This window comes from Paraburkholderia sp. NMBU_R16 (assembly GCF_013282575.1).
Lineage (GTDB): Bacteria > Pseudomonadota > Gammaproteobacteria > Burkholderiales > Burkholderiaceae > Trinickia.
The window spans coordinates 97134-121603 of sequence record NZ_JAAAYE010000001.1 but is presented as its reverse complement, the minus strand read 5'-3'; the positions used below and the strand labels follow the sequence as shown (position 1 = coordinate 121603).

General features: G+C 65.0%; 21 protein-coding genes. 11 read left to right on the top strand and 10 right to left on the bottom strand.

The genetic code is table 11. The features are described from left to right. Positions 1-10 precede the first annotated feature (10 nt). Together GWC77_RS00520 and GWC77_RS00515 are read right to left on the bottom strand one after the other, a co-directional pair. Complete coding sequence (locus tag GWC77_RS00520) at positions 11-1726, bottom strand: glutamine--tRNA ligase/YqeY domain fusion protein (RefSeq protein ID WP_173254780.1); 1716 nt, start codon at positions 1724-1726, stop codon at positions 11-13. 113 nt (positions 1727-1839) lie between these two features. Further along, positions 1840-3060: a CaiB/BaiF CoA-transferase family protein gene (locus GWC77_RS00515; protein WP_173254938.1), complete on the bottom strand. Its 1221-nt coding sequence runs from the start codon at positions 3058-3060 to the stop codon at positions 1840-1842. 204 nt (positions 3061-3264) lie between these two features. Here GWC77_RS00515 and alaS point away from each other — a divergent pair, with 204 nt between their 5' ends. Next, the gene (gene alaS / locus GWC77_RS00510) at positions 3265-5889 is read left to right on the top strand and encodes an alanine--tRNA ligase (protein ID WP_173254778.1); all 2625 of its coding nucleotides are present in this window, start codon (positions 3265-3267) and stop codon (positions 5887-5889) included. On the opposite strand, the gene GWC77_RS00505 is transcribed toward alaS, so the two are convergent. Next, positions 5880-6776 carry a LysR family transcriptional regulator gene (locus GWC77_RS00505; protein ID WP_173254776.1) on the bottom strand — a complete coding sequence of 299 codons (897 nt, stop codon included), beginning with the start codon at positions 6774-6776 and terminating at the stop codon, positions 5880-5882. The genes alaS and GWC77_RS00505 overlap by 10 nt on opposite strands. 103 nt (positions 6777-6879) lie before the next feature. Between GWC77_RS00505 and GWC77_RS00500 the strand changes: the two genes are divergently transcribed. From GWC77_RS00500 to GWC77_RS00465, 8 genes are all read left to right on the top strand, one after another. Next, complete coding sequence (locus GWC77_RS00500) at positions 6880-8133, top strand: YbfB/YjiJ family MFS transporter (RefSeq protein WP_254366690.1); 1254 nt, start codon at positions 6880-6882, stop codon at positions 8131-8133. 48 nt (positions 8134-8181) lie between these two features. Continuing rightward, positions 8182-8721, top strand: a complete 540-nt coding sequence (locus GWC77_RS00495; RefSeq protein ID WP_173254774.1) for an NUDIX domain-containing protein — start codon at positions 8182-8184, stop codon at positions 8719-8721. Positions 8722-8734: 13 nt separating this feature from the next. Next, the gene (locus GWC77_RS00490; RefSeq protein ID WP_173254772.1) at positions 8735-9673 is read left to right on the top strand and encodes a branched-chain amino acid ABC transporter permease; all 939 of its coding nucleotides are present in this window, start codon (positions 8735-8737) and stop codon (positions 9671-9673) included. Positions 9674-9677: 4 nt separating this feature from the next. Continuing rightward, positions 9678-10952, top strand: coding sequence for a branched-chain amino acid ABC transporter permease (locus GWC77_RS00485; RefSeq protein ID WP_254366688.1), 1275 nt, complete (start codon positions 9678-9680; stop codon positions 10950-10952). Then, entirely contained in the window at positions 10952-11704 is a 753-nt protein-coding gene (locus GWC77_RS00480) for an ABC transporter ATP-binding protein (protein WP_173254934.1), read from the top strand. Before GWC77_RS00485 ends, GWC77_RS00480 begins: the two co-directional genes overlap by 1 nt. Next, a complete protein-coding gene (locus GWC77_RS00475; RefSeq protein ID WP_173254768.1) occupies positions 11701-12411 on the top strand; it encodes an ABC transporter ATP-binding protein in 711 nt (236 codons plus the stop codon). Before GWC77_RS00480 ends, GWC77_RS00475 begins: the two co-directional genes overlap by 4 nt. A gap of 205 nt (positions 12412-12616) precedes the next feature. Beyond that, on the top strand, positions 12617-12805 hold the full coding sequence (locus GWC77_RS00470) for a hypothetical protein (protein ID WP_173254766.1): 189 nt from the start codon (positions 12617-12619) through the stop codon (positions 12803-12805). A gap of 30 nt (positions 12806-12835) precedes the next feature. Then, the gene (locus GWC77_RS00465; protein ID WP_173254764.1) at positions 12836-13261 is read left to right on the top strand and encodes a hypothetical protein; all 426 of its coding nucleotides are present in this window, start codon (positions 12836-12838) and stop codon (positions 13259-13261) included. Between the two features lie 107 nt (positions 13262-13368). Here GWC77_RS00465 and iolB read toward each other — a convergent pair whose 3' ends face one another. From iolB to GWC77_RS00430, 7 genes are all read right to left on the bottom strand, one after another. After that, positions 13369-14169, bottom strand: a complete 801-nt coding sequence (iolB, locus tag GWC77_RS00460) for a 5-deoxy-glucuronate isomerase (RefSeq protein ID WP_173254762.1) — start codon at positions 14167-14169, stop codon at positions 13369-13371. Further along, positions 14169-15098: a myo-inosose-2 dehydratase gene (gene iolE / locus GWC77_RS00455; RefSeq protein WP_173254760.1), complete on the bottom strand. Its 930-nt coding sequence runs from the start codon at positions 15096-15098 to the stop codon at positions 14169-14171. Before iolE ends, iolB begins: the two co-directional genes overlap by 1 nt. Positions 15099-15158: 60 nt before the next feature. Next, on the bottom strand, positions 15159-17090 hold the full coding sequence (gene iolD, locus GWC77_RS00450) for a 3D-(3,5/4)-trihydroxycyclohexane-1,2-dione acylhydrolase (decyclizing) (RefSeq protein ID WP_173254758.1): 1932 nt from the start codon (positions 17088-17090) through the stop codon (positions 15159-15161). Next, entirely contained in the window at positions 17090-19105 is a 2016-nt protein-coding gene (gene iolC / locus GWC77_RS00445) for a 5-dehydro-2-deoxygluconokinase (protein ID WP_173254756.1), read from the bottom strand. Before iolC ends, iolD begins: the two co-directional genes overlap by 1 nt. A 31-nt stretch (positions 19106-19136) precedes the next feature. Next, positions 19137-19952 carry an ATP-binding cassette domain-containing protein gene (locus GWC77_RS00440; RefSeq protein ID WP_173254755.1) on the bottom strand — a complete coding sequence of 272 codons (816 nt, stop codon included), beginning with the start codon at positions 19950-19952 and terminating at the stop codon, positions 19137-19139. Positions 19953-19983: 31 nt separating this feature from the next. Then, the gene (locus tag GWC77_RS00435; protein WP_217283124.1) at positions 19984-21153 is read right to left on the bottom strand and encodes an ABC transporter permease; all 1170 of its coding nucleotides are present in this window, start codon (positions 21151-21153) and stop codon (positions 19984-19986) included. Between the two features lie 133 nt (positions 21154-21286). Further along, complete coding sequence (locus GWC77_RS00430; RefSeq protein WP_173254753.1) at positions 21287-22345, bottom strand: sugar ABC transporter substrate-binding protein; 1059 nt, start codon at positions 22343-22345, stop codon at positions 21287-21289. 226 nt (positions 22346-22571) lie between these two features. Between GWC77_RS00430 and GWC77_RS00425 the strand changes: the two genes are divergently transcribed. After that, the gene (locus tag GWC77_RS00425; protein WP_173254751.1) at positions 22572-23453 is read left to right on the top strand and encodes a MurR/RpiR family transcriptional regulator; all 882 of its coding nucleotides are present in this window, start codon (positions 22572-22574) and stop codon (positions 23451-23453) included. Next, positions 23446-24468, top strand: a complete 1023-nt coding sequence (gene iolG, locus GWC77_RS00420; protein ID WP_173254749.1) for an inositol 2-dehydrogenase — start codon at positions 23446-23448, stop codon at positions 24466-24468. Before GWC77_RS00425 ends, iolG begins: the two co-directional genes overlap by 8 nt. Positions 24469-24470 lie beyond the last annotated feature (2 nt).

Below are 24470 nucleotides of genomic sequence, written 5' to 3'. Positions count from 1 at the left end.
GCTCGTCTGTTCAGGCCGGCTTGCCCCAGCTGTCGCGCAGTCCGACGATCCGGTTGAAGACGGGCTTGCCCGGTTTCGAGTCATGGCGATCGGCGACGAAATAGCCATGACGTTCGAACTGGCAACGATCTTCGGGTTGCATCGTCTCGGCACCGGGTTCGAGGTACGCGTTCACGACGCGTTTCGAATCGGGGTTCAGCGCTTCGAGGAAATTGCGGCCGCCCGCATCGGGCTGCGCTTCCTTGAACAGGCGATCGTAAAGCCGAACCTCCGTCGCAACCGCATGCTTTGCGCTGACCCAATGGATATTGCCCTTGACCTTGTATTGGTTGGCGCCTTCCGTGCCGGACTTGCTGTCCGGGAAGTAATTGCAGTGCACGGCGACGATATTGCCTTGATCGTCTTTTTCCGCACCCGTGCACTCGATCACGTAGCCGTAGCGCAGCCGCACTTTGTTGCCCGGAAAGAGACGGAAATAACCCTTCGGCGGGTTCTCGACGAAGTCCTCGCGCTCGATCCAAAGCTCGCGCGAGATCGGGAACGTGCGTTCTCCGCGCTCAGGATGGTGCGGATGAACCGGTGCGCTGCACGGCTCCGATACATCGGCAGGGAAGTTGTCGATCACGAGTTTGAGCGGATCGAGCACAGCCGCGGTGCGCGGCGCCTTATCGTCGAGATCGTCGCGCAGCGCGCCTTCGAACACGCTCATGTCGATCCATGAATCGACCTTCGTCACGCCGATGCGCTCGCAAAAAAGCCGGATGCTCTCAGGCGTGAAGCCGCGGCGGCGCACACCGACGATCGTCGGCATGCGCGGATCGTCCCAGCCGTCGACATGTCCTTCGGTCACGAGTTGCAACAACTTGCGCTTGCTCGTGATCGCATACGTCAGGTTGAGCCGCGAAAACTCGATTTGCTGCGGCAAAGGGCGCGTGAATACGCCGGCGTCGGCAAGCTCGCCGAGGATCCAGTCGTAAAGCGGACGATGATCCTCGAATTCGAGCGTGCAAAGCGAATGCGTGATGTTCTCGAGCGCATCCGAGATGCAGTGCGTGTAGTCGTACATCGGATAGATGCACCACTGATCGGCCGTGCGGTAATGATGCGCGAAGCGGATGCGGTAGAGCACCGGGTCGCGCATATTCAGGTTCGGCGAGCTCATATCGATCTTCGCACGCAGAACGTGTTCGCCTTCCTGGAATTCGCCCGCTTTCATGCGGCGGAAAAGGTCGAGGCTCTCTTGCGGCGAGCGCTCGCGATACGGGGAGGGCGTGCCCGGCTCCGTCAGCGTGCCGCGCCCATGGCGCATCTCGTCGGCCGACTGGCTGTCGACATAAGCCTTGCCGCGTGCGATCAAAAGCTCGGCGAACTCATAGAGCTTCTCGTAATAGTCGCTCGCGTAGTAGCGATGCGCTTTGCCGTCCTTTTCCCAATCGAAGCCGAGCCAGCGGACCGCGTCGACGATCGAATCGACGTACTCGACGCTCTCCTTTTCCGGATTGGTGTCATCGAAGCGCAGATGGCAGACGCCGCCGTAATCGCGGGCGATACCGAAATTCAGGCAAATGCTCTTCGCGTGTCCGATATGCAGATAACCGTTCGGCTCGGGGGGGAAGCGCGTTTCGACGCGTCCGCCCCATTTCCCCGTGCGGTTGTCGTCGTCGATGATGTTGCGAATGAAGTTGGACGGCACCACGGCCGCCGCATCGTTGCGTTCGTTGTTCATGCGAAAAATGAGGATCGGCTAAGTAGGCGGGCCGCGCCCGCGCGGCGTTTCCGGTCATTCTACCTGAGCGGGCTTCAGCGAGCCCGCGGCCGCAACGATGTCGCGAGGCTCTTTCAGATGACCGCGCGTGCGCGCAAATCGGCGATCGTCGCATCGTCGTAGCCCAGGAGACTGCGCAGCACCTCGTCGGTATGCTCGCCCAGCATCGGGGGGGCGCTGTGCACTTCCGGCGGCGTCTCGCTCATGACGATGGGGTTGCGTACCAGTGCCGCCTCGGCTCCGCTCGGATGCGGCACCGTCACGCGCATGCGGCGCGCCTGCACCTGCTCGTTGTCGAACACCTCGGCGACATCGTTGATCGGCCCGCACGGCACGCCGGCCGCTTCGAGCAACGCGATCCACTCGCGCTTGCCGCGCGTCTTCACGATCTCGGCGACGATCGGCACGAGCGTCTCGCGATGCCGGACCCGCTCGGGGTTCGTCGCAAAGCGCGGGTCGTCGGCGAGCTCCGGGCGCCCACCCACCTGCGCGAACTTGCGGAATTGAGCGTCGTTGCCGATGGCAAGGATGATCCAGCCATCGCTCGCCTGAAACGCCTGGTAGGGCACGATGTTCTGGTGCGCATTGCCCCAGCGCTGCGGAGGCCGGCCGCTCGTCAGATAGTTCGAGCCCATGTTGGCGAGCATGGCAACCTGCACGTCGAGCAGCGCCATGTCGATGTACTGGCCGACGCCGGTACGCTCTCGATGGGCGAGGGCGGCGAGCACCGCCACCGTCGCGTACATTCCCGTCATCAGATCGGCGATCGCCACCCCCGCTTTTTGCGGTCCGCCGCCGGGCTGGCCGTCCCGTTCGCCCGTCACGCTCATGAAGCCGCCCATGCCTTGCACGATGAAGTCGTAGCCCGCGCGTTCGGCGAGCGGCCCCGTTTGACCGAAGCCGGTCACCGAGCAATAGATCAGGTCGGGTTTCACCTGCGTAAGGGATGCGTGGTCGAGTCCATACTTGGCGAGCTGTCCGACCTTGTAGTTTTCGAGCACGACATCGCTTTGCGCGGCGAGTTCGCGAACGATCCGCTGTCCGTCGGGCGATGCGATATCCACGGTGACCGAGCGCTTGTTGCGATTCGCGCAGAGGTAGTAAGCGGCCTCGCGTGTATCGGTGCCGTCGGCCGCCTTCAGGTACGGCGGGCCCCAGTGGCGAGTGTCGTCGCCTGTTCCGGGCCGCTCGATCTTGATCACGTCGGCGCCCAGATCGGCGAGCGTCTGCGCGCACCAGGGGCCCGCGAGCACGCGGGTGAGATCGAGTACGCGAATGTGGCTGAGCGCTCCCATGTCTGTCATTGGCTCCTCGAATCGGCCGCCGGAGCGAACGTCCGGCGTCGCGAGCATCTTAAGCGGTTTTCGATGCGCACCCCAAGCCGCCTTGCCCGGTAGGGGCAATCGGGCGACATTTCCGTATAATTGGTCGTTTAGGCGAAGCCGGCCGCCCGCGTGAGGCGGACGCCGGGTTCCAATCGAGACCGTCCCCCGTCCTTTATGAAAGCCGCCGAAATCCGCGAGAAATTCCTCAGGTTCTTCGAATCGAAGGGCCATACGATCGTCCGCTCGTCGAGCCTCGTGCCGGGCAACGACCCGACACTGCTCTTCACCAACTCGGGCATGGTGCAGTTCAAAGACGTGTTTCTCGGCGCCGAATCGCGGCCGTATACGCGCGCCACCACGGCCCAGCGCAGCGTCCGCGCGGGCGGCAAGCACAACGATCTCGAGAACGTCGGCTATACGGCACGGCATCATACGTTCTTCGAGATGCTCGGCAACTTCTCGTTCGGCGACTACTTCAAGCGCGACGCGATTCGTTACGCCTGGGAGCTTTTGACAGGCGTCTATGGATTGCCGAAGGACAAGCTCTGGGTCACGGTCTATCAGGAAGACGACGAGGCGTACGGCATCTGGGCCGACGAAGTCGGCGTGCCGCGCGAGCGCATCATCCGCATCGGCGACAACAAGGGCGCCCGCTATGCGTCGGACAATTTCTGGCAAATGGCGGATACGGGCCCGTGCGGCCCCTGCTCGGAGATCTTCTACGATCATGGTCCCGAAGTCTGGGGCGGCCCGCCCGGATCGCCCGAGGAAGACGGCGACCGCTACATCGAGATCTGGAACCTCGTGTTCATGCAGTTCAACCGGGACGCCCAGGGCAACATGACGCCGCTGCCCAAGCCCTGTGTCGATACGGGCATGGGCCTCGAACGCATCGCGGCCGTGCTGCAGCACGTCCACAGCAACTACGAGATCGACCTCTTCGAGGCGCTGATCAAGGCCGCCGCGCGCGAAACCGGCGTGAGCGACCTCGGCAACAATTCGCTGAAAGTCATCGCCGACCATATCCGCGCGTGTTCGTTCTTGATCGTCGACGGCGTGATTCCGGGCAACGAGGGCCGCGGCTACGTGCTACGCCGGATCGTGCGCCGCGCCATCCGTCACGGCTACAAGCTGGGCTGTAAGCGGCCGTTCTTCCACGAGCTCGTGGCCGATCTCGTCAAAGAGATGGGCGCCGCCTATCCCGAGCTTGCCGATGCGCAAGCACGGGTGACGGACGTCCTGCGCCAGGAAGAAGAGCGCTTTTTCGAGACGATCGAGCACGGCATGTCGATCCTCGAATCGGCGCTGACCGATCTCGCATCCAAGGGCGGCAAGACGCTCGATGGCGAAGTCGCTTTCAAGCTCCACGATACCTATGGCTTTCCGCTCGATCTGACGGCCGATGTCTGCCGCGAGCGCGACGTGACGGTGGACGAACCCGCGTTCGACGAAGCGATGTCGCGCCAGCGCGAGCAGGCTCGAGCGGCCGGCAAGTTCAAGATGGCGCAAGGCCTCGAATACTCGGGCGCCAAGACGACGTTCCACGGCTACGAGGAACAGATCTTCGACGACGCCAAAATCGTCGCACTGTATGTCGACGGCTCGGCCGTCAACCAGGTTGCGCCTGGGCAGCAGGCCGTCGTCGTGCTCGATCACACGCCGTTTTATGCGGAATCGGGCGGTCAGGTGGGCGATACGGGCGTCATTGCCAACGCCAGCGTGCGTTTCGCGGTGCTCGATACGCTCAAGGTCCAGGCCGACGTGATCGGCCATCATGGCACGCTCGAGCAGGGCACGCTGAAGGTGGGCGACGTCGTGAAGGCCGAGATCGACGCGATCCGCCGCGCGCGCACCGCGCGCAACCATTCGGCGACGCACCTGATGCACAAGGCGTTGCGTGAAGTGCTCGGCGCGCACGTGCAGCAAAAAGGCTCGCTCGTCGATCCCGACAAAACGCGTTTCGACTTCGTTCATAACGCGCCGATGACGGACGACCAGATCCGCCGTGTCGAAGACATCGTCAACGCGGAAATTTTCGCCAACGCGCCCGGCGTCGTACGCGTCATGCCATTCGACGAAGCGGTGAAGGCCGGCGCCATGGCGCTTTTCGGCGAAAAATACGGCGACGAGGTACGGGTGCTCGATCTCGGTTTTTCGCGCGAGCTTTGCGGCGGCACGCATGTGCATCGCACAGGCGATATCGGTTTCTTCAAGATCGTCGCGGAGACCGGCGTCGCCGCGGGCGTTCGCCGCGTCGAGGCGCTGACGGGCGATAACGCCGTGCGCTACACGCAGACGCTCGAGGCGCAGTTGGCTGCCGCGGCCGCGGCGCTCAAGGCGCAGCCTTCCGAGCTCACGCAGCGCATCGGGCAAGTGCAGGAACAGGTCAAATCGCTCGAGAAGGAACTCGCGGCGCTGAAGTCCAAGCTCGCGTCGAGCCAGGGCGACGAATTGGTGGCCAAGGCCGTCGATGTCGACGGCGTGCAGGTTCTCGCCGCGACGCTCGACGGCGCCGACGTCAAAACGCTTCGCGAGACCGTGGACAAGCTCAAGGACAAGCTCAAGCACGCGGCCATCGTGCTCGCGGCCGTCGACGGCGGCAAGGTCAGCCTCATCGCAGGCGTGACGCCGGACGCGAGCAAGAAGGTCAAGGCCGGCGAGCTCGTCAACTTCGTTGCCCAGCAAGTCGGCGGCAAGGGCGGCGGTCGCCCCGACATGGCGCAGGCCGGCGGTACCGAGCCCGCTGCGCTGCCCGCCGCACTGGCTGCCGTTACCGGGTGGGTGCGCGCTCAGCTTTGAAACGCGGCGGCGCTCGATCGCGCGGCGAGCAGCAGCTCGCGCAGCGCCTTGAGCGCCGCCGAGCATTGCCCTCGGCGCCAGACGAGCAGCGTGTCGATCGCGTCCAGTTCGTCGAGCGCGTGGACCGCCACGTCGTCCGCACCGCGCGGCAGCAGCTCGAGAACCGAGCGTGGGGCGACGGCCACGCCCGCGCCCGCGGCCACGCAGGCCACGATCGCATGATATGAGCCGAGCTCGAGCACGCGGGCCGGGCGAATACCATGCCCGGCGTACCATCGCTCGATATATTCTCGATACGAGCAGCCGCGCTCGAATGCGACGAGTGTCGACAGCGCGATATCGGATGCTTGCCGAATCGGCCGATGGCCGCGCGGCGTCAGCATGACGAGCGACTCCTGAAAGACGGGGACGCTGTCGAGCGACTCGTCGAGCATGCCCGGCTCGGGTGGCCGCGCCATCAATGCCGCATCGATTTCGAATTTCATGAGCCGTTCGTGCAGACAGCCCGTCGTGGCCGTCGTCAGCTCGAGCGCTACGTCGGGCCACCGCTGGTGATAGCTGGCGAGCAAGCTCGGCAGCCGCGTTGCCGCGGTGCTTTCCATCGTACCCAGTGCCAATCGCCCGCGGGGCTCATCGTCGACGAGCGCCTGACGCGCTTCGTCGGCCAGCGCGAGCAACCGTTCGGCATACGGCAGCAGCGTTTCCCCTGCCGGCGTCAGCACGAGCCTGCGCCCATCGCGCACGAACAGCGGCGTGCCGAGCTCCGCCTCCAATTGCTTGACCCGCGTCGTGACGTTCGATTGGACGCGGTTGAGCTTCATCGCGGCGCGCGTGACGCCATTTTCCCGAACGACCGCGCGAAAGACGGTCAGCGCAGCGAGATCCATGGTTCTCTCTCAAAGATGATTCCGTTCGAAATTATTCATTTTTCGAGAACGAACGGTCAAGCTATGATTTCCCTGTCCGAACCGCCGCGCGCCAGCCGTCGCCATGCGCCATTCCGTGCTACGAAACTACGCTCCGTCGTTTGCCGCTCAGCCCAGCCCGGCGCGGGTGGCGCTCGCCTGCATGGTCGTCCTGGCTGTCGCGTTGGGGGTGGGACGCTTCGCTTTCACGCCGCTTTTACCGCTGATGCTGCACGGCGGCGCGCTCGATCTGCGCGGAGGCGGCTGGTTGGCATCGGCGAATTACGCCGGCTATTTCGTTGGCGCCCTCACTTGCGCGGCGCTGCGCGTCGAGCCGGGGCGGGTGGTCCGCGCGGGGCTCGCGGCGACCGTCGTGCTCACGTGTGCCATGGGCCTCGTCGACGCGTTCTGGGTCTGGGCAGCGATTCGTTTCGCGGCGGGGGCGGTGAGCGCCTGGACGTTCGTGTTCGCCTCCCAGTGGGGGCTGGCGCGTCTGGCGCGGCGCGGTGCGCATGCGTGGGGCGGGCTGATCTATACGGGGCCGGGCATCGGCATTGTCGTCACGGGGCTTTTTGCGGGCCTCCTTGCCCGCTATGGGGCGGCGGCCGGGTGGATCGGCTTCGGGGTGCTCTGCGCCGTGTGCGCGGTTCCGATCTGGCGCACGTTTGCCGACGACGGCGCGGCCCACGCCTCGTCGGCGGCGGCAGGCGCGGCACCCGCTGCGAGTGGGCCGGCCGACGGGCATGTTTCATCCGAGCCACGCGCCGGTGCGCAAGGCGCGTGGCTCGTGCTGCTCTATGGGTTGCCGGGCTTCGGCTACATCATCACCGCGACGTTTTTGCCCGTTATCGCCCGTCACGCGTTGCCGGGCTCCTCGTGGCCCGACCTGTTCTGGCCGATGTTCGGCGCGGCGTTGATTCCGGGCGCGCTGCTCGCCGCGCGGGTGCCGCCCGCGTGGGACAACCGGAGCCTGCTCGCCGTCTGTTATCTGCTGCAAGCGGCCGGTATCGCGCTTGGCATCGTGTTTCCGAATGTCGCGGGCTTTGCGCTCGGCAGCATCCTGATCGGATTCCCGTTCACCGCCATCACGCTTTTTGCGATGCGCGAGGCGCGCCGGCTGAAGGGGGAGCGTGCCGCGGGACTGATGGGTTATGCGACGGCGGCCTACGGCCTCGGGCAGATCGTCGGGCCGCTCGTGGCCGCGCCGATTGCGGCGCGCGTCGGCTCGTTCTCGCCGGCGCTTTGGCTGGCTGCCGGCCTGCTCGTTGCCGGCGCCGTGGGACTCGCGGTATTGGCGATGTGGAGCACGTGCGCCGCGCGCGAAAAGCAAAGCCGTTAGAATGTGCGCGTTCCGGCCCTGGCCGGCCAGCCACATTCCGCGCCACCCATGAACGTTTCCAGCGATTATCGATACTGCCCGCATTGCACGAAGCCGCTCGTCGAGCGCGACGATGCTGCCGAGGAGGGTGGCCGCACGCGCCGCGTCTGTCCCGATGGGGACTGTGGGTTCGTTCACTGGCATAACCCGGTGCCTGTCGTCGCGGCAATCGTCGAGTACGAAGGCAAAATTCTGCTCGCCCGCAATGCCGCCTGGGCGGAGGGCGTGTTTGCCCTGATCACCGGTTTTCTCGAAAACGGCGAGACGCCTGAAGCCGGAATTGCGCGGGAAGTGCGCGAAGAAACGTCGCTGCATGCCGAGACGACCGAACTGATCGGCGTCTATGAATTCATTCGAAAGAACGAGCTCATCATCGCGTATCACGTGCAGGCCCACGGCACGATTTCGCTGTCGCCGGAGCTGCTCGAATATCGGCTCGTCGAGCCGGCGAAGCTGCGTCCATGGCGTGCGGGGACCGGTCAGGCCCTGGCCGAATGGATGCGCCGGCGGGGCCTGCCGTTCGAGTTCGTGGACAGGCCGGGGCAGTAACGCCCGCAGCATCATGAGCACATTCATCGTCGATGCCATGAACGGCATCAGCTACGGGCTGCTGCTTTTCATGCTTTCGTCGGGCTTGACGCTGATCTTCAGTTTTCTCGGCGTCCTCAATGTCGCGCATGCAAGCTTTTACATGCTCGGCGCGTATGTCGGCACGGCAATCGGTGCCCATTGGAGCTTCTGGGTTGCGATCGTTGCGGCACCCGCCGTCGTGGGCGCGGCCGGTGCGCTCGTCGAGCGGCTAGCGCTGCGTCACGTGCGCGCGCAAGGCGCGTTGCACGAATTGCTGCTGACATTCGGGCTCGCCTATCTCCTCGGCGAAGCGGTCAAATTCGTTTGGGGACCCGGCACGCTGGCGGCCCCGGTGCCCGCGGTACTCGATGCGCCGTTGTTCGTGTTCGACTCGGCCGCTTTCCCGCGCTATCGCGCATTCGTGATGGCGACGGCGCTCGTCATGCTCGCGCTGCTTTACGCCGTCCTGCATCTTTCGCGGACCGGCCTCGTACTGCGTGCCGCGCTCGGCGCGCGGCAGGCCGTGGAAGCACTGGGCCACGATGTGCCGCGTATCGGCACGCTCGTTTTTGCACTGGGCACGGGCCTCGCGGCGCTGGCCGGCGTCGTCGGTGCACCGCTTTTCGTCGTCGAGCCGGGGATGGCCGAGTCGATGGGATCGATCGTCTTCGTCGTCGTCATCGTTGGGGGGCTCGGCTCTATCGGCGGCGCCCTCGCGGCCTCTCTGCTGATCGGTTGTCTTCAGACTTTCGCGGCTGCCAGCCCGTGGCGGCTCGCCGCGCTCGCCGACGCGGCCGGGCTCGCTTTGCCTTCACGGTGGGGGGCGCTGACGCTCGCCCAGCTTGCGCCGCTCGTGCCGTACCTGCTGCTCGTGGCGATGCTCGTATGCCGCCCGCGAGGGATCGCCGGAACGCGCGGCGATGCCGCATGAGCCGATGAGTGCATCGCAGCGTCGCGCATCGCGCGCCCTACGCGTTCTCACTCCATGGGTCGTGCTGGTCGCGATTTTCGCCGCGCCACTGGCGCTGACGGCGGAGTATCGAGGGCTTCTTGCCTATCTCGCGCAAACCGCGGCGATGATCGTGCTCGCGCTGTCCTACAACCTGCTGCTCGGTGAGACGGGCTTGCTCTCGTTTGGCCACGCGGCCTATTCAGGGCTCGCGGCATTCGTGGCCGCGCAGGCCTTCAACCGTTACGGGATCGCCTTGCCGTACCTGCCGCTCGTCGGCGGCATGGCCGGTGCCGCACTGGCCGTCGCATTCGGCTTTATCGCAACACGCCGGGCCGGCACCGCGTTTGCCATGATCACGCTCGGGATCGGCGAGCTGGCGCTCGCTGTCGTCTGGGCGGCGCCGGCCGGTTTCGGCGATGCGGCCGGCGTCGTCATCGATCGTGCGGCCGGACCGGCCTGGGGTCACTGGACGTTCGGACCGGCGCGCGAAGCCTATGCGGTGGTAGCGACATGGTGCATGCTGGCTTGCGCGGCGATGGCAGCGCTGGCGCGCACGCCGTTCGCGCGGCTGGCCAACGCGGTGCGGGACAACGAACGGCGCGTGTCCGCACTCGGTACCGACCCGCGCCGGGTTCGCTATGCGATGGTCGTCGTCTCCGCGTTTTTTGCGGGCGTGGCGGGAACACTGACGCTCATCGACATCGAAGTCGCATCGTCCGAAGGCCTGAGTATGGCCCGCTCGGGCGACGTGCTGATCGCTACGGTGATGGGCGGCAGCGCGTCGTTTTTTGGACCCGTGCTCGGCGCTGCCATGCTGACCGGCTTCAGCGTCGGGCTGGCTTCGGTGACGCGCGCATGGCCGCTCTATCTCGGGCTCATTTTCGTGGCGATCGTGATGCGCGCACCCAACGGTATCGTCGGTATCGTCGGCCATGGCTTCGCGGCGATCGGGCGGCTCGGCACGCTCGGCCGATCCGAACGGCTCGCCATGGTGCGTGCGGCGTTCTCGAGTGCCGTGGCGTGGCTGGCTGCGCTCGCAGCTTGCGTACTCGGTATCGAGACGCTCTATGCACGTCAATTCGCAGCCGATGCCGGAGGGCAATGGCACTTCGGCGCGTACCGGTTCGATGCGGCCTCGCCGATGACCTGGGCGGTCGTGGCCGCGCTCGCGTGCGTCGGTGCGATCGCGGCGCTTCATGCGCGGCGCGCGAGAACGAGCGGGCACGGCAGGGCGGTACATCGGGGAGCGCGGTCATGATGCGCGCAGCGCTCGCCCTGACAGGCATCGAGCAGCGCTTCGGCGCGACCGAGGTGCTGCGCGGTATCGATCTTTCGATCGAGGCCGGGGAGCGCCACGCGCTGATCGGGCCGAACGGCGCGGGCAAGTCGACGCTATTCGACGTCATTGCCGGCATCCGCCGTCCGCGCAGAGGGCGCGTCGTGCTCGACGGTACCGATATCACCGGGCGCGCGGCGCACGCAATCGCGCGACGGGGTCTTGCGCGCAGCTTTCAGACGACGAGCGTGTTCGAGCGGATGAGCGTGCTCGAGAACCTGCGCTGCGCGGTGCGCTGCGGCAGCGCCCGCTCGCTGGGTTGGCGGCGCCATCTTGCCGGCTCGCGCGAGGTCGACCGGCGTGCGTGGGAAGTGCTCGACGCGCTCGCGTTGAGCGGCCATGCCGATGCACCTGCGGCGGCCCTCAGCTATGGCGACGCGCGCGCGCTCGATCTCGGTATCGCGCTGGCGAGCGGCGCGACGACGCTGCTCGTCGACGAGCCGACTGCCGGCTTGAACCGCGAGGAAGCGCGCCGAGCCATTGCGCTGTTGCGCACGGCGAGCGCAGGCAAAACCCTCCTCATGATCGAGCACGATATGGAGGCCGTGTTCGGCTTGGCCGATCGCATCTCGGTACTCGTGCAGGGGCGCATCGTGGCGACCGGTACGCCGGACGAGATTCGCGCCGATGCGAGCGTGCGTGCCGCTTATCTCGGCGACAGGCCACTCTCATGAGTACGTTGCTCACCGTGCGCGGGTTGCGCGCTTTTTACGGCGAAATGCAGGTGCTTCGCGACGTCGATCTGTCCATCGACGCCGGTGAAATCGTGGCGCTCGTCGGACGCAACGGCGCGGGCCGATCGACATTCGCGAAAGCGCTGGTCGGGCTGGTCGCGCGCGAGGGATCGGTTCGCTTCGACGGTGACGAACTGATCGCGCAACCGACCTTCGAGATCGCCCGGCGCGGGATCGGTTATGTGGCCGAACGGCGCGATGTTTTTGCCGAACTCTCCGTCGATGAGAATCTGCAGCTCGGCGTCAAACCCGGCAAGCGGCGACAGGCCATACGCGCCGCACTCGAGCGCGCCTATGACCGGTTCCCGATGCTCGCGGCCCGGCGCCGCACGCAAGCGGGCAGCCTGTCGGGCGGCGAGCAGCAGATGCTGGCGTTGGCGCGGGCATGGCTTGGCGAGCCGCGGCTCATGATCGTAGACGAACCTACCGAAGGCCTGGCGCCGCAGGCAGTGGCCGAGGTCCTGCGCTGCCTGCGCGAACTTGGCGAGGAGGGCGGCGCGGTGCTGCTGATCGAACAGCGCTTCACCATCGCGCGCGACATTGCCCGACGCGTTGCGGTCATGGGGCATGGGCGCCTCGTATTCGACGGCCCGATGCAAGCGCTCGGCTCGGATATCGTCGATGAATGGATTGCGGTCGGACAGTGAGTCGACGGCCGCTTTCCGTGCTTTTGCTTCGAGATAACCTGTCTCGATTGCGATGACGCGCCTCGTGCTTCCGAACGTCCGATAGTCGGTGCGCGGCTCGCCCGGTCCGATACCGGCGCGGATAGGATCGTCCCGCTTCTGCAGATGCGGCTTCAGCCCGGAGCACGCGCGCAGTGGCGGCAGTCCAGTCTGAGGAGAGCACGCAATGGCTTATCCAATCAATACGGTCAGTAGTCCCGAGTTTCCAGAGCCGACGCTCGTTTATGAATCGATCGCGCAAAGCGGTAGCAGGTTCGTGGCAGGCGAACCTTATCCGCCGCCGATGAACGGATTTGCACAGACGGCCAATCAATCCGCGCTGTTTCGTAGCGAAGCTCCGCCGTTCTCGTTCTGACGTTCGGCGCTTTCAAAGGAGAGTCGAACCATGAGCGATGCCATCGTTCAAGTCAGCAACCAATCGAGCCGCGATATTTTCATTTCCGGCGACCCCAACTGGGACGACCAGATTCTGATACTCGACGGTCGCCCGAAGGCGAAGCCTTACCGGTTGCCGCCGGGGGGCTCGGCCGAGCTTTTCGTGCCGGCCGAAGACAGCGGCGAGATCGACGCCCATGCGGTGGGGCTGATCGTTGCCGACGGGCTGGACGTCGACTATGGCTCGGCCGGCGGCTACCAGACCACTATCGGGCGCGAGCAGGAAACGGGATGGCTCGGCGTAACGGACGAGAGCGTGCTCAACGCGCCCGCGGTCCGCTATTCGGCCACGAGCGAAGGACCGCTTTCGATGAAGATGGAATTCGTCGACGTCGAGCCGCAGGCATCCGCGGCAGATCGCTCGCGGGTGTTTTGAACCTCCACCCGTCGCGCGTATCGCCGCGCCGTCAGATGTATCGGCGCGGCGATCGTCTGGCGAGGCATCAGCGTGTGCACTCGGCACTCGAACAATGCCGGAGCTTCTCAAACGTCGCGCGTGATGATCCACTCGTGCGCGGGATCGTTCTTGAAGTGCCAGACGCGCTGCGGCCCGGCCATGACGTTCAGATAGTAGGAGTCGTATCCGTACGGCACGACGACAGGATGATAGCCGCGCGGCACCATCACGACATCGTGGTTTTCGACTGCCATCGATTCGTCGATATCGCGGCTGTCCGTATAGACGCGCTGGAACGCGAACCCTTGCGGCGGATCGAGCCGATGGTAGTACGTCTCTTCGAGCGCACTTTCGAGCGGAATGTCGTCGGCATCATGCTTGTGCGGCGGATAGCTCGATGCGTGCCCGCCCGGCGTGCGCACTTCGACGACGAGCAGTGATTCGGCGGGCTCGGTTTGCGGCAGGATGTCGCAAACATAGCGCGTATTGAGTCCTTTGCCGCGAACGGAACGCTTCATCTGCGAGGGCTCGATCAAACGCATCGGGTAACGGCCCGTACCCGGCGCGCTTGCGACGCCGATTTCCGCGCTGCGTTCGGCGCGCACCGTCGCGCGTTTGCCGGGCGGCAGGTACAGCGCGTAGGGGGACGTGTCCTCGAACACACTGGCGCGCGTACCGATGCTCGAGAACCGCTGACCGTCTGCCTCGATCGTTACGGTGCCGGTCAGCACGACGATGCAGACTTCGCGCGCCACTTCATGAACGTCGAGTGCCTCGCCCTCGCTCAATCTGTGGGCGGCAAAGCCGACATAACGCCAGCCGGCCGATTCGGGTGTTACGCGTGCGATCGTCGAGCCCTCGCGTTGGGCTTTCACGAGCAGGCTCATCAGGCGATCTCCTTGGCAGTGGCGGCGTTCGGCGCGATCGATGGCGCATCGACGAGCGCGCGCAGCGTCCGGTACCCTTTTTCAGCGTACGCATAGCTGGGCGCGATGACGGGATCCTGCTCGGCTTCGACGACGAGCCAGCCGCGATAGCCGATCTCCTTGAGCTTGCCGATCACCGCGGCGAAATCGACCGCACCATCTCCCGGCACCGTGAACGCGCCATTGATGACCGCTTCGAGGAAGCTCCAATCGCGGTTGCGGGCGAGCTTGACGACGTCGGGCCGAACATCCTTGCAGTGCACGTGGCAAACGCGGGCGGCGTACCGTTCCAGGAGCGCGAGCGGGTCGCCTCCCGCGAACGTGATATGGCCCGTGTCGAGCAGCAAGCCGACGGCATCGGTCGTGCGCGTCATCAGTTCGTCGACATCGGCCGGCGTTTCGACATAGGCCCCCATGTGATGGTGATAAGCGACGCGCACGCCTTGCGAAAGGGTGTAACGCGCGAAGCGCTCGAGCCGCTCGGCGTATGTGCTCCATTGCGCCTCGGTGAAGAACCGCGGCCGCTGAAAGAGCGGTAGTGGCGAGCCTTGGATCGTGTCGGCGACTTCGCCATAGACCATTACCGTCGCACCGTTTTTCGCGAGTAGCTCGAGGTGCGGTCCGACCGCGGCAATTTCCTCTTCCGCGCTGCGTTGCGCGAGCCGGCCCGAATACCAGCCCGAGACGAGCGAGAGGTCGTATTGCGCGAGCAGTGCCTTCAGGGCCTGCGGTTCGCGCGGAAATTTGTTGCCGAGTTCGAACCCCTCGTAGCCGATTTGCCGGCCTTCCGTCAGGGCGACTTCGAGCGGGGTTTCGCCCCCCAGCGAGGGGAGGTCGTCGTTCATCCACGACAGCGGATTGATGCCGATGCGGACTTCGAAAGCACTCATGCTGATCCTCGATGTGTAATCTGTCTTTGCGCCTGGCTGCCGCCAGTCGCAAATCAACTTTTAGCGCGTGCCGCGTGCCGCGAGCTGCGCTTCGTAGTCGGCGCGCGCTGTGCGTACCGCCTCGCGCTCCGATACGGCCGGCACGGCGACTTCCCACCACCAACCGCCATCTTCGGTCGTGCGGGCCGGGTCGGTGTCGATGACGAGCACCGTCGTCCGATCGGCCGCACGCGCGCGCGCGAGCGCCGCCTCGAGGCCAGCCACGTCGGCCACGTGTTCGGCGTGTGCGCCCAGTGAACGCGCGTGAGCGGCGAAGTCGATCGCCGGTGCGCCCAGCGGCCCTTGCAGGCAATCGTCGAGCAGGTTGTTGAACGGCGCGCCGCCGCAGGCTTGCTGCAGCCGGTTGATGCAGCCGTAGCCGCGATTGTCGAGCACGACGACGATGAGCTTGGCTCCCAGCATCACGGACGTGGCGATCTCGCTGTTCATCATCAGATAGCTGCCATCGCCGACGAGAACGATCACTTCGCGTTGCGGCCTGGCCAGCTTAACCCCGAGGCCACCGGCGATTTCGTAGCCCATGCACGAGTAGCCATATTCGACGTGATAGCCGCCCGGGCGTGCCGCCCGCCAAAGCTTATGCAACTCGGCCGGCAGCGTCCCCGCCGCGCATACTGCGATATCCTCGGCTGCGGAACGGGCCGACGAGCGCTGAACGGCGCCGATGACGTCGGCGTCGTACGGCAGTTTGCCCGGTACGGGCTCCGCATGGGTGCGCTGTGTAACCGTGTCGCGCCATTGGCTGGCCCGTGTGCGTGCGCGTTCGGTCCAGGCCGTGCTTGCCCGCCATGACCCGAGACAAGCCGCGAGCGCGTCGATTGCCGCGCAGGCGTCGGCAACGACAGGCACCGCGCGATGCTTGATCCCATCGAACATATTCGCATTGACACAGACCACTTCGGCTTGCGTGAACAGCGTGTTCGAGCCCGTCGTGAAGTCCTGCAAGCGCGTGCCGATGGCCAGCACGCAATCGGCTTCGTGCGCGAGCGCGTTGGCGGCGCTCGAGCCCGTGACGCCGATCGCACCGACATTGAGTGGATGATCCCAAGGCAGCGTGCTTTTGCCGGCTTGCGTCTCCGCAACCGGGATGCCGTGGCGTTCGGCCAGCGCCGCCAACGCGGCGGCGGCACCGCGGCTGTAGAGCACGCCGCCGCCGGCGACGATCATCGGGTTCGTGGCGCGTTGCAAGGCTGCGAGCGCGGCATCCAGTTCCGCGGCGCTCGGGGCCGGCGAGTGGAACGTGACCAGCCGCGTCGCGAAGAAATCGACCGGGAAATCGTATGCCATCGCCTGGACGTCTTGCGGCATCGCGAGCGTGACCGGGCCGCAGAGCGCGGCGTCGGTCAGCACGCGCAGCGCACGTGGCAGCGCGCTCAGCAGTTGCGCCGGATGGACGATGCGATCGAAGTATCGCGATACCGGTTTGAGCGTGTCATTGGCGGAGACGCCGCCGTCGTGGAAATCCTCGACCTGCTGCAGCACCGGGTCCGGTGCGCGCGAGACGAAGATATCGCCGGGCAGCAGCAGGACCGGCAATCGATTCACATGGGCGAGCGCCGCTGCCGTGACGAGATTCGTCGCGCCCGGTCCGATCGAGGTCGTCACGGCCATCATGCGTCGGCGAAAATGCGCTTTCGCATAGGCTATGGCCGCATGCGCCATCGCTTGCTCGTTGTGCGCGCGATAGGTGGGCAGTACTTCGCGGTGCTGATAGAGCGCCTCGCCGATGCCGGCTACATTGCCGTGGCCGAAGATGGCGAATACGCCGCCGAAAAGCGGCACGCTCTCGGTCTGGCCGTCGTCGGTATCGATCGATACGCGCTGCGCTGCGAGAAACCTGACGAGTGCCTGCGCGGCGGTCAGACGGACGGTGGCGCCCGTGCCGGCGTGCCGAGCGAGGTTCGGGTCGGGAGCGTTTTCGGGTGCATTCATCACGCGGCCTCCGAGTTTGCGCTCGACGCATGCGGCGTGGCATTCGTGCGCGCCGCGCGCCATGCGCCGATCAATGTTTCGAATCTTTCGCGTACGTTTGCGATCAAGGCGTCGTCGCCGATCTCCCCTGCGAGCCAGGCACGACTCGGCTCGTGGAAAATCGTGCGCCCGACCGTGAAGCCTTTGCAGGTCGTCGACGCGGCGGCGGCGCGAAAGCCCTCGGCCAGTTGCTCGACGCCAGCCGACAAACCGAGTAGCACGACACCGCGGCAGTAAGGATCGCGCTCGGCGATGAGCGCGTCGATCGCTTGCCATTGCACGGCCGTCATGGGCGCGAGCTTCCACCACTCGGGCTGAATGCCGAGGTTGTAAAGACGCTTGAGCGCGCGGTAGACCGTGTCGGGCGCCTCGGGGGACGCGGCGCGCTTCGGCGGGATGACTTCGAGCAACAACTCGTGTCCGCTGGCTTGAACCGCGTCATAAAGCGCGCGCAACTGCGCTTCCTGCTCGATGCGTTCGTCGATCGGCGCGTCGGGGTGGTACTGCACGAGGCACTTGACGACGTGCTCGCGCGGCCAGCTTGCGAGCGTCGTGCCGATGGAACGGCCGTGCTCGAAGACGAGCGGAAGGGACCCCGGCAGCTCGACCGGGCGACCGATCCACCAGCCGCGGCCCGTTGCGGCGTTCAGCGCATCCTGCCCGTAGCGGTCGTCGACGAGCACGCCGATGCGTCCCTCGAGCGCGAGGCTTTTCTCGGTGAGCGCGACGGCTTGCACGAAAAGCTGCTTGAGCGCGGCGATGCGCGTCTCGTCGGCACCGGTTTGCTGCGCCAGATCGAAGAACTGATTCCGATGATCGAAGGCAAAGCCCAGCACTTCATCGCGCGGCGTGCGCTTGACGCTGACACGATGCAGGCGCGAGAGGGCGGCATCGCGATCGGGCCGGCGCATGCGGGCCGGGTCCTTCGCGGCGGCTTCGCGGAAGTAGGCGAGCTCGGCTGGCGTGGGCATCGCCGGGGCGCATGCGTGGCGCGCCACCACGAGCGCACCGCAGATGTTGGCGGTCTGCGCGCAGCGCTCGAACGGCGCGTCGCGCAGCCACTCGGACAGAAATCCCGAGGCGAACGCATCCCCCGCGCCGAGCACGTTGAGGACTTCCACTTCCACACCGCGATAAGTCGGCGCATCGTCGATCGATGCAGGCACGGCGCCATCGACGATCGTGCAGCCGAGCGGCCCGCGCTTGACGACCAGCGTGGCGCTCGTGACCGCGCGCACCATCGCCAGCGCATCGACGAGTTCATGCTTGCCCCCGGCGATGCGGAACTCCTCCTCCGTGCCGATGACGAGATCGAAAAGCGGCAGGATGCGCTGCAAGTGCGCGGTCACGCTCTCGTTCGCGATGAAGCGCGTTTCTCCGTCCGCTTTGCCCGTGAGGCCCCAAAGCACCGGCCGATAGTCGATATCGAGCACCGTGCGGACTTGATTGCGGCGCGCGTAATCGAGCGCGCGGCGGCTCGCGCGGTTCACTCGCTCGGTCGAGAAATGCGTGCCCGTGATCAAGAGCGCTTTGCTCGACGCGATGAATGCCTCGTCGAAGTCGCCTTCGTCGATCGCCATATCGGCGCAGTTCTCGCGATAAAAGATGAGCGGGAACGTATCGCGGTCCTTCAGGCCGAGCAGCACGAGCGCGGTGAGCCGCTCCAGGTCGATGCGCGTGTGGCTGACGTCGCAGCCTTCGAGCGCGAGCGTTTCGGTCAGAAAACGGCCCATATGGTCGTTGCCGACGCGTGCGAGCATCGCCGAGGCGAGGCCGAGCCGTGCGCAGCCGAAGGCAATGTTGGCCGAGGAGCCGCCAAGATATTTGGCGAAGCTCGACACGTCTTCCAGTCGCGCGCCGATCTGTTGAGCGTAGAGATCGACGGCGAGCCGGCCGAGGCAGATGATGTCGCGTGTGCGGCCCGGCGCGAAGCGACTCGGCGTGGCCGTGGCGAGAGTAGGTTGGTTCGCTGCCATGGAAAGTTCGGGATCGTGGTGAAAGGGCGTGTCAGATCGTGGCGCCATCGAGTTCGGCGATCATCTTTTGCATCTCGGCGCCGCCTGCCATCATGTCGAGGACGGCTTCCTTGCTGATCGTTTCCTTCGTGAACGTGCCCATCGAGCGGCCTCGATTGAGCAGCGTGAACGAGTCGCCGATCGGATAGGCGTGATGGACATTGTGAGTGATGAAGATAACGGAAATGCCGCGCTCGCGTGCCTTGTGAATCAGCTTGAGGACATTGAAGCTTTGCTTGACGCCGAGTGCGGCGGTCGGCTCGTCGAGGATCAGGACGCGCGCGCCGAAGTGAATGGCGCGCGCGATGGCGAGGCACTGGCGCTCGCCGCCCGACATCGTGCCGATCGGCTGGTTCGCATCGCGCACGTGTATGCCCATCTCGGCCAGTTTGTCATGAGCCGTCTTCGCCGCAGTTTCGATATCCATGACATTCACGAGCCCGAAAAGCTTTTTCTGCGGCTCGCGGCCCATGAAGAAATTGCGCGCAACGGACATGAGCGGCACGAGCGCGAGGTCTTGATAGACGGTCGCGATGCCCAGATCGAGCGCGTCTTTCGGCGAAGCGAAATGCACGGGTTTGCCATCGACGCGATAAGTGCCTTCGCTCGGCGCATGCACGCCCGCCAGCGTCTTGATGAGCGTCGACTTGCCGGCGCCGTTGTCGCCGAGCAGGCAGTGGACTTCGCCACGCCGCAGCTTGATCGTGACGTCCTTGAGCGCAATGACGTTGCCGAAGTAGCGGCTCACGTTTTCGAGCGCGAGGATGAAATCGTCGTCGTTCGTCGTTGTGTGTTCGAGGGTAGACATCGTTTAGTCTCCTGTCGTTCGGAGTTCGCGCTTAGCGCGACGTCGCGACGCGGCTGCGGACGTAGTGATTGAAGAGCACGGCGAAAAGCAGCATCAGGCCGAGGAAGACGCGGAACCAGTCCGAATCGATATTCGTGTAGCTGATGCCGATCTGCACGACACCGAAGATGAGCGCGCCGAACGACGCGCCGACGACGGAGCCATATCCGCCCGTGAGCAGCGTGCCGCCGATCACCGCGGCGATGATGGCCTCGAATTCCTTTTGCAGGCCGCGGTCGGCCGCGGCCGAACCGATATCGCAGACTTGCAGCACAGCAAAGAGGCACGAGCAAAATGCGGTCAGCACGAAAAGCCGGATCTTGACGCGACGCACGGGCACACCGACATTCTTGGCCGCGTTGGCGTCGCCGCCGACGGCGAAGATCCAGTTGCCGAAGCGAGTCTTGGCAAGCGTGAAGGCGCCGATGGCGGCGAGCGCGATCCACCAGACGATCACCTTCGGCACGCCGGGCACTAGCGGTTCGCCGTTATCGAGCAGCCGTACGATGCCGATATGCGCGAGCCAGCGGAAAAAATCGTGGAACGCGACGCCCTGGAAGAGCATATGGGCGAATGCGCTGTGGGTGGCCACGTCACCGACGCCCGAGATGATCGTTCGATCCGCGAACATGACGGACAGCGCGAGCGTCAGGCCGCGCAAAATGAAGAGAAAAGCAAGCGTGACGATGAACGACGGCAGCCTCGTGCGCATGACGAGATAGCCATTGAGCGCGCCGAGCGCCATCGAGCCCACGAATGCGAACAGAATCGAGAGTTCGATCGGCCAATGGAAGTACATCGTCGGCAGGGCGACCATCATGCCCGCGAAGCCGATCATCGAACCGATCGACAGATCGAACTCGCCGGCGATCATGAGCAGACATGCGCCGACGGACAGGATGCCGAGATAGGCGGCAACCTGCGACCAGTTCATGATGCCGTCGAGGTTGAACATGCCCGAATCGCGCGCGCCGAGCGCGAAGACGAGGAACACCATGACCGTGCCGGCGAGCGCGGCGAATTCGGGACGATTGAGCAGATGTTTGAACCACGACTCGCTGCGCACGCGTTCGTCGGCGGCCGCCGCGGAAGCGGCGCTTGGGGAGGAACCCGGCTGCTCGGGGTGGCTCGGGTTGCCGTGGATTTGATCGGTGACGCTCATCGAAAGTCTCCAAGCTGAATCGCGCGGGCGAACCGGGCCGGGCATCCCCGGGCCCAGCCCGTTCGTGCCGCGCAAGAAAAGTGGAATCGGAGGTCGAGCCGCGCTTATGCGCCTGGGCTAAGCGCGGCTGCGTTCAGCGGTACTGGCCCGCGAACTTGACGACCTTATCGACGTTCTCCTTGGTGATGAAGCCGGGGCCGGAGCGGATCGTGGTCGCCTCATAGACGGGGTCCAGACCGTAGTCGGCCAGACGCTTCTTGAACTTCTCGTTGCTTTGCAGGATCTTCTCGATCTTGAGCGGATCGGTCGTGTGGTCCTTCTTCACGATGGCCAGCACGGCAACCGGGATATAGCCTTGCAAATAGGGCTGCTGGTCGATCGCGAACTGGATCGTGCCGTCCTTGATGCCGTTCGCGATATCTTGCGAGAAGTCGAACGTCGCGAACCAGATCTTGCCGGCCTTGCCCATTTGCTGCAGTGCCTTGATCGTCGGCTCCGCCGAATTGGGGCCGAGTGCGAGCACGCCGCCGGTGTCGGGATGGTTACGCAGATACGCCTGAACCTTCGTTTGAATGCCGGTCGGATCGGTGCCCGCATCGAGCGTCGAGGTCTTGAAATTGACGCCGAGCGCCTCGGCGAAGCCGCGGCAGCGCTCGAACGACGCCGGGTTCGTTGCATAGTGATTGACACAGAGGAACGACTTGACGCCCGCCGCCTTCGCCTTCAGGCCGGCGGCATGACCTGCCGCGTATTCGGGCTGGCCGATATGCATGATCGCGCCGAGTTCCTTACTCTGCTGTTCCGTGCCGGAATTGATCGTCACGAGCGGGATGTGCTTGTCCGTCACCTTCTTGATCGAACCCTTCAGCACGTCGTAATCGGCGATCGTCGCGATGACGCCATCATAGTTGCGTGCCGCCGCCTGCTCGATGAGACGCGCCATGTCCGACAAGTCGCCGTTGGGCGGATTGCGGTAATCGGTCTGAACGTTGAAGTCCTCGTCGGCCTGCTTGATCGCGTTCTTGATCGTGTTCCACCAGGAATCCGAATCGGGCGCGTGGCTGATCAGCACGAATTTCGCATCGGCCGCCTGGGCGGCCGGCGCGGCGAACGCCGTGAATGCAATGGCGAGCCCCGATGCGAGCGTTGCCGCGATCGTCTTCAAAGCGGCCTTGCGGTTGCTTTGTCTCATTTGTCTCCACCTGTTCGAAGTTATGTTGTGACGAGCGCGGCGGTCAACCCGGCCATATCGCTCACGGAAAAGAGTAGGCGAACTTGCGCGAGATTGCAAAGAAAATTTCATCCGTATGGAAAATGGAAAATCCATTCCATTTCGAGGGCCCAACGCCTATAATCCGCATCCATCGCCTGCTGCGGTAAGCGTTGTGCAGTGCGGGAGAACAGAGGGGACATCAGTCATGCAGGAAGACAGCACAGATCAGCTTCCGAGCGTCGAAGAGTTGATGCAGCGTGTCGCGGATGCGTACGACTCGCTGCCGCGGCAACTGAAAAGCGTGGCCACGTATCTCGAGCAGCACCGCTCGAGTGTCATGGTGGACCGCACGAGCGACATCGCGGCGAGTTGCGGCGTGCACCCGTCGGCCGTCGTCCGTTTCGCGCAGCGCTTCGGTTTTTCCGGGTTTTCCGATCTGCAGGAAGTGTTCAAGCAGGCCTACACGGGCCAGAACCCTTCGGGGCAGACCTACAAGCAGCGTATCCGCAAGTTGATCGACGACAAGCCGGGACGCCTGTCGGGTCGGACGATGGCGCGCGAATTCATCACGGCCTGCCGCAACGGACTGGACGAACTCGATGCCTCGCTCGACGACGAGCAGTTCGACGCGGCAGTGACGATGCTCGAACGCGCGGAAAACATCTACGTGGTGGGCGTGCGCCGCTCGTTCGCCGTGGCGAGTTACATCGTCTATGCGCTTCAGCACACGGCCAAGCGCGTGCATCTGATTTCCGGCTTCGGCGGTATGTACCGGGAGCAGATCCGCAGCGTGAAAAAGGGCGATGTCGTCGTCGCCATCAGCTTCGAACCCTATGGCCGCGAAACGCAGTATTGCCTGCGCGTCGCGCATCATCACCAGGCGCAAACGCTCGTCATTACGGATAGCCGCCTGTCTCCGCTCGCGCGCTATGCGAGCGCGCAACTGTTTGTGAAGGAAGGCAGCGCGTTTGCATTTCGCGCGCTGACAAGCACGATCTGCCTGTGTCAGGCGCTTTTCGTCGCGCTGGCCTACAGGCTCGAACTTAAAGTTGAAGAATCCAAAGACACTGGAGGATACGATGACTGACAAGTCCCACGGCGCGATGAACGTGGCCGTGTTCGGGGCCGGACGCATTGGCCGCATTCACGCAGGCAATCTCGCGCGGCAGCCGGGGGCGCGGCTCAAATATGTAGTCGATGTCAACCGGGAGGCGGCCGAGGCATTGGCGCGCGAGCATGGCGCGGAAGTCGTCGAGGCCGATGTCGCGCTCGGCGACCGCTCGATCGGCGCGACGGTCATTTGCTCGAGCACGGACACGCATGCCGATCTGATCGAGCGCTCGGCCGCGCAGGGCAAACATGTGTTTTGCGAAAAACCCGTCGATCTCGCGCTCGAACGCGCGCGTGCCTGCGCGCAAGCGGTCGAGCGTGCCGGGGTGGTTTGCATGATCGGGTTCCAGCGCCGTTTCGATCCGACGTTCGCGGCCGTCAAGGCGCGGCTCGATGCCGGCGAGATCGGGACGCCCGAGATGCTCGTCGTGACGAGCCGCGATCCGGGGGCGCCGCCCGTCGAATACATTCGGCGCTCGGGCGGCATTTTCAAGGACATGCTCATTCACGACTTCGACATTTTCCGCTGGATACTCGGCGATGAAGCGCAGACGCTGCATGCGACGGGCAGCTGCCTGACCGATCCCGCCATCGAGCAGGCGGGGGATGCGGACTGCACGGCTGTCACGATCCGCACGAAGCAGGGGCGGCTCTGCCAGATCAATACGACGCGCCGTGCAGCCTATGGCTACGACCAGCGCTTCGAAGTGCTCGGCAGCGGTGGCATGCTGCAAGCGGGCAATGTGCGGCCGACGGAAGTGACGGCATTCAGCGCGCGGGCCGTATCGACAGACGTTCCCGAGGCGTTTTTTCTCGAGCGCTACCGTACCGCGTACGCGAATGAAATTGCCCATTTTTTCGATGCGGTGACGCGCGGCACACCCGTACGCACGACGATTGCCGACGGCGTGAAGGCGCTCGAACTGGCCGAGGCGGCGACGCGCTCGTGGCGCGAAGGGCGCGCGGTGTGCATCGACGAAGCGGCGGCCTGATC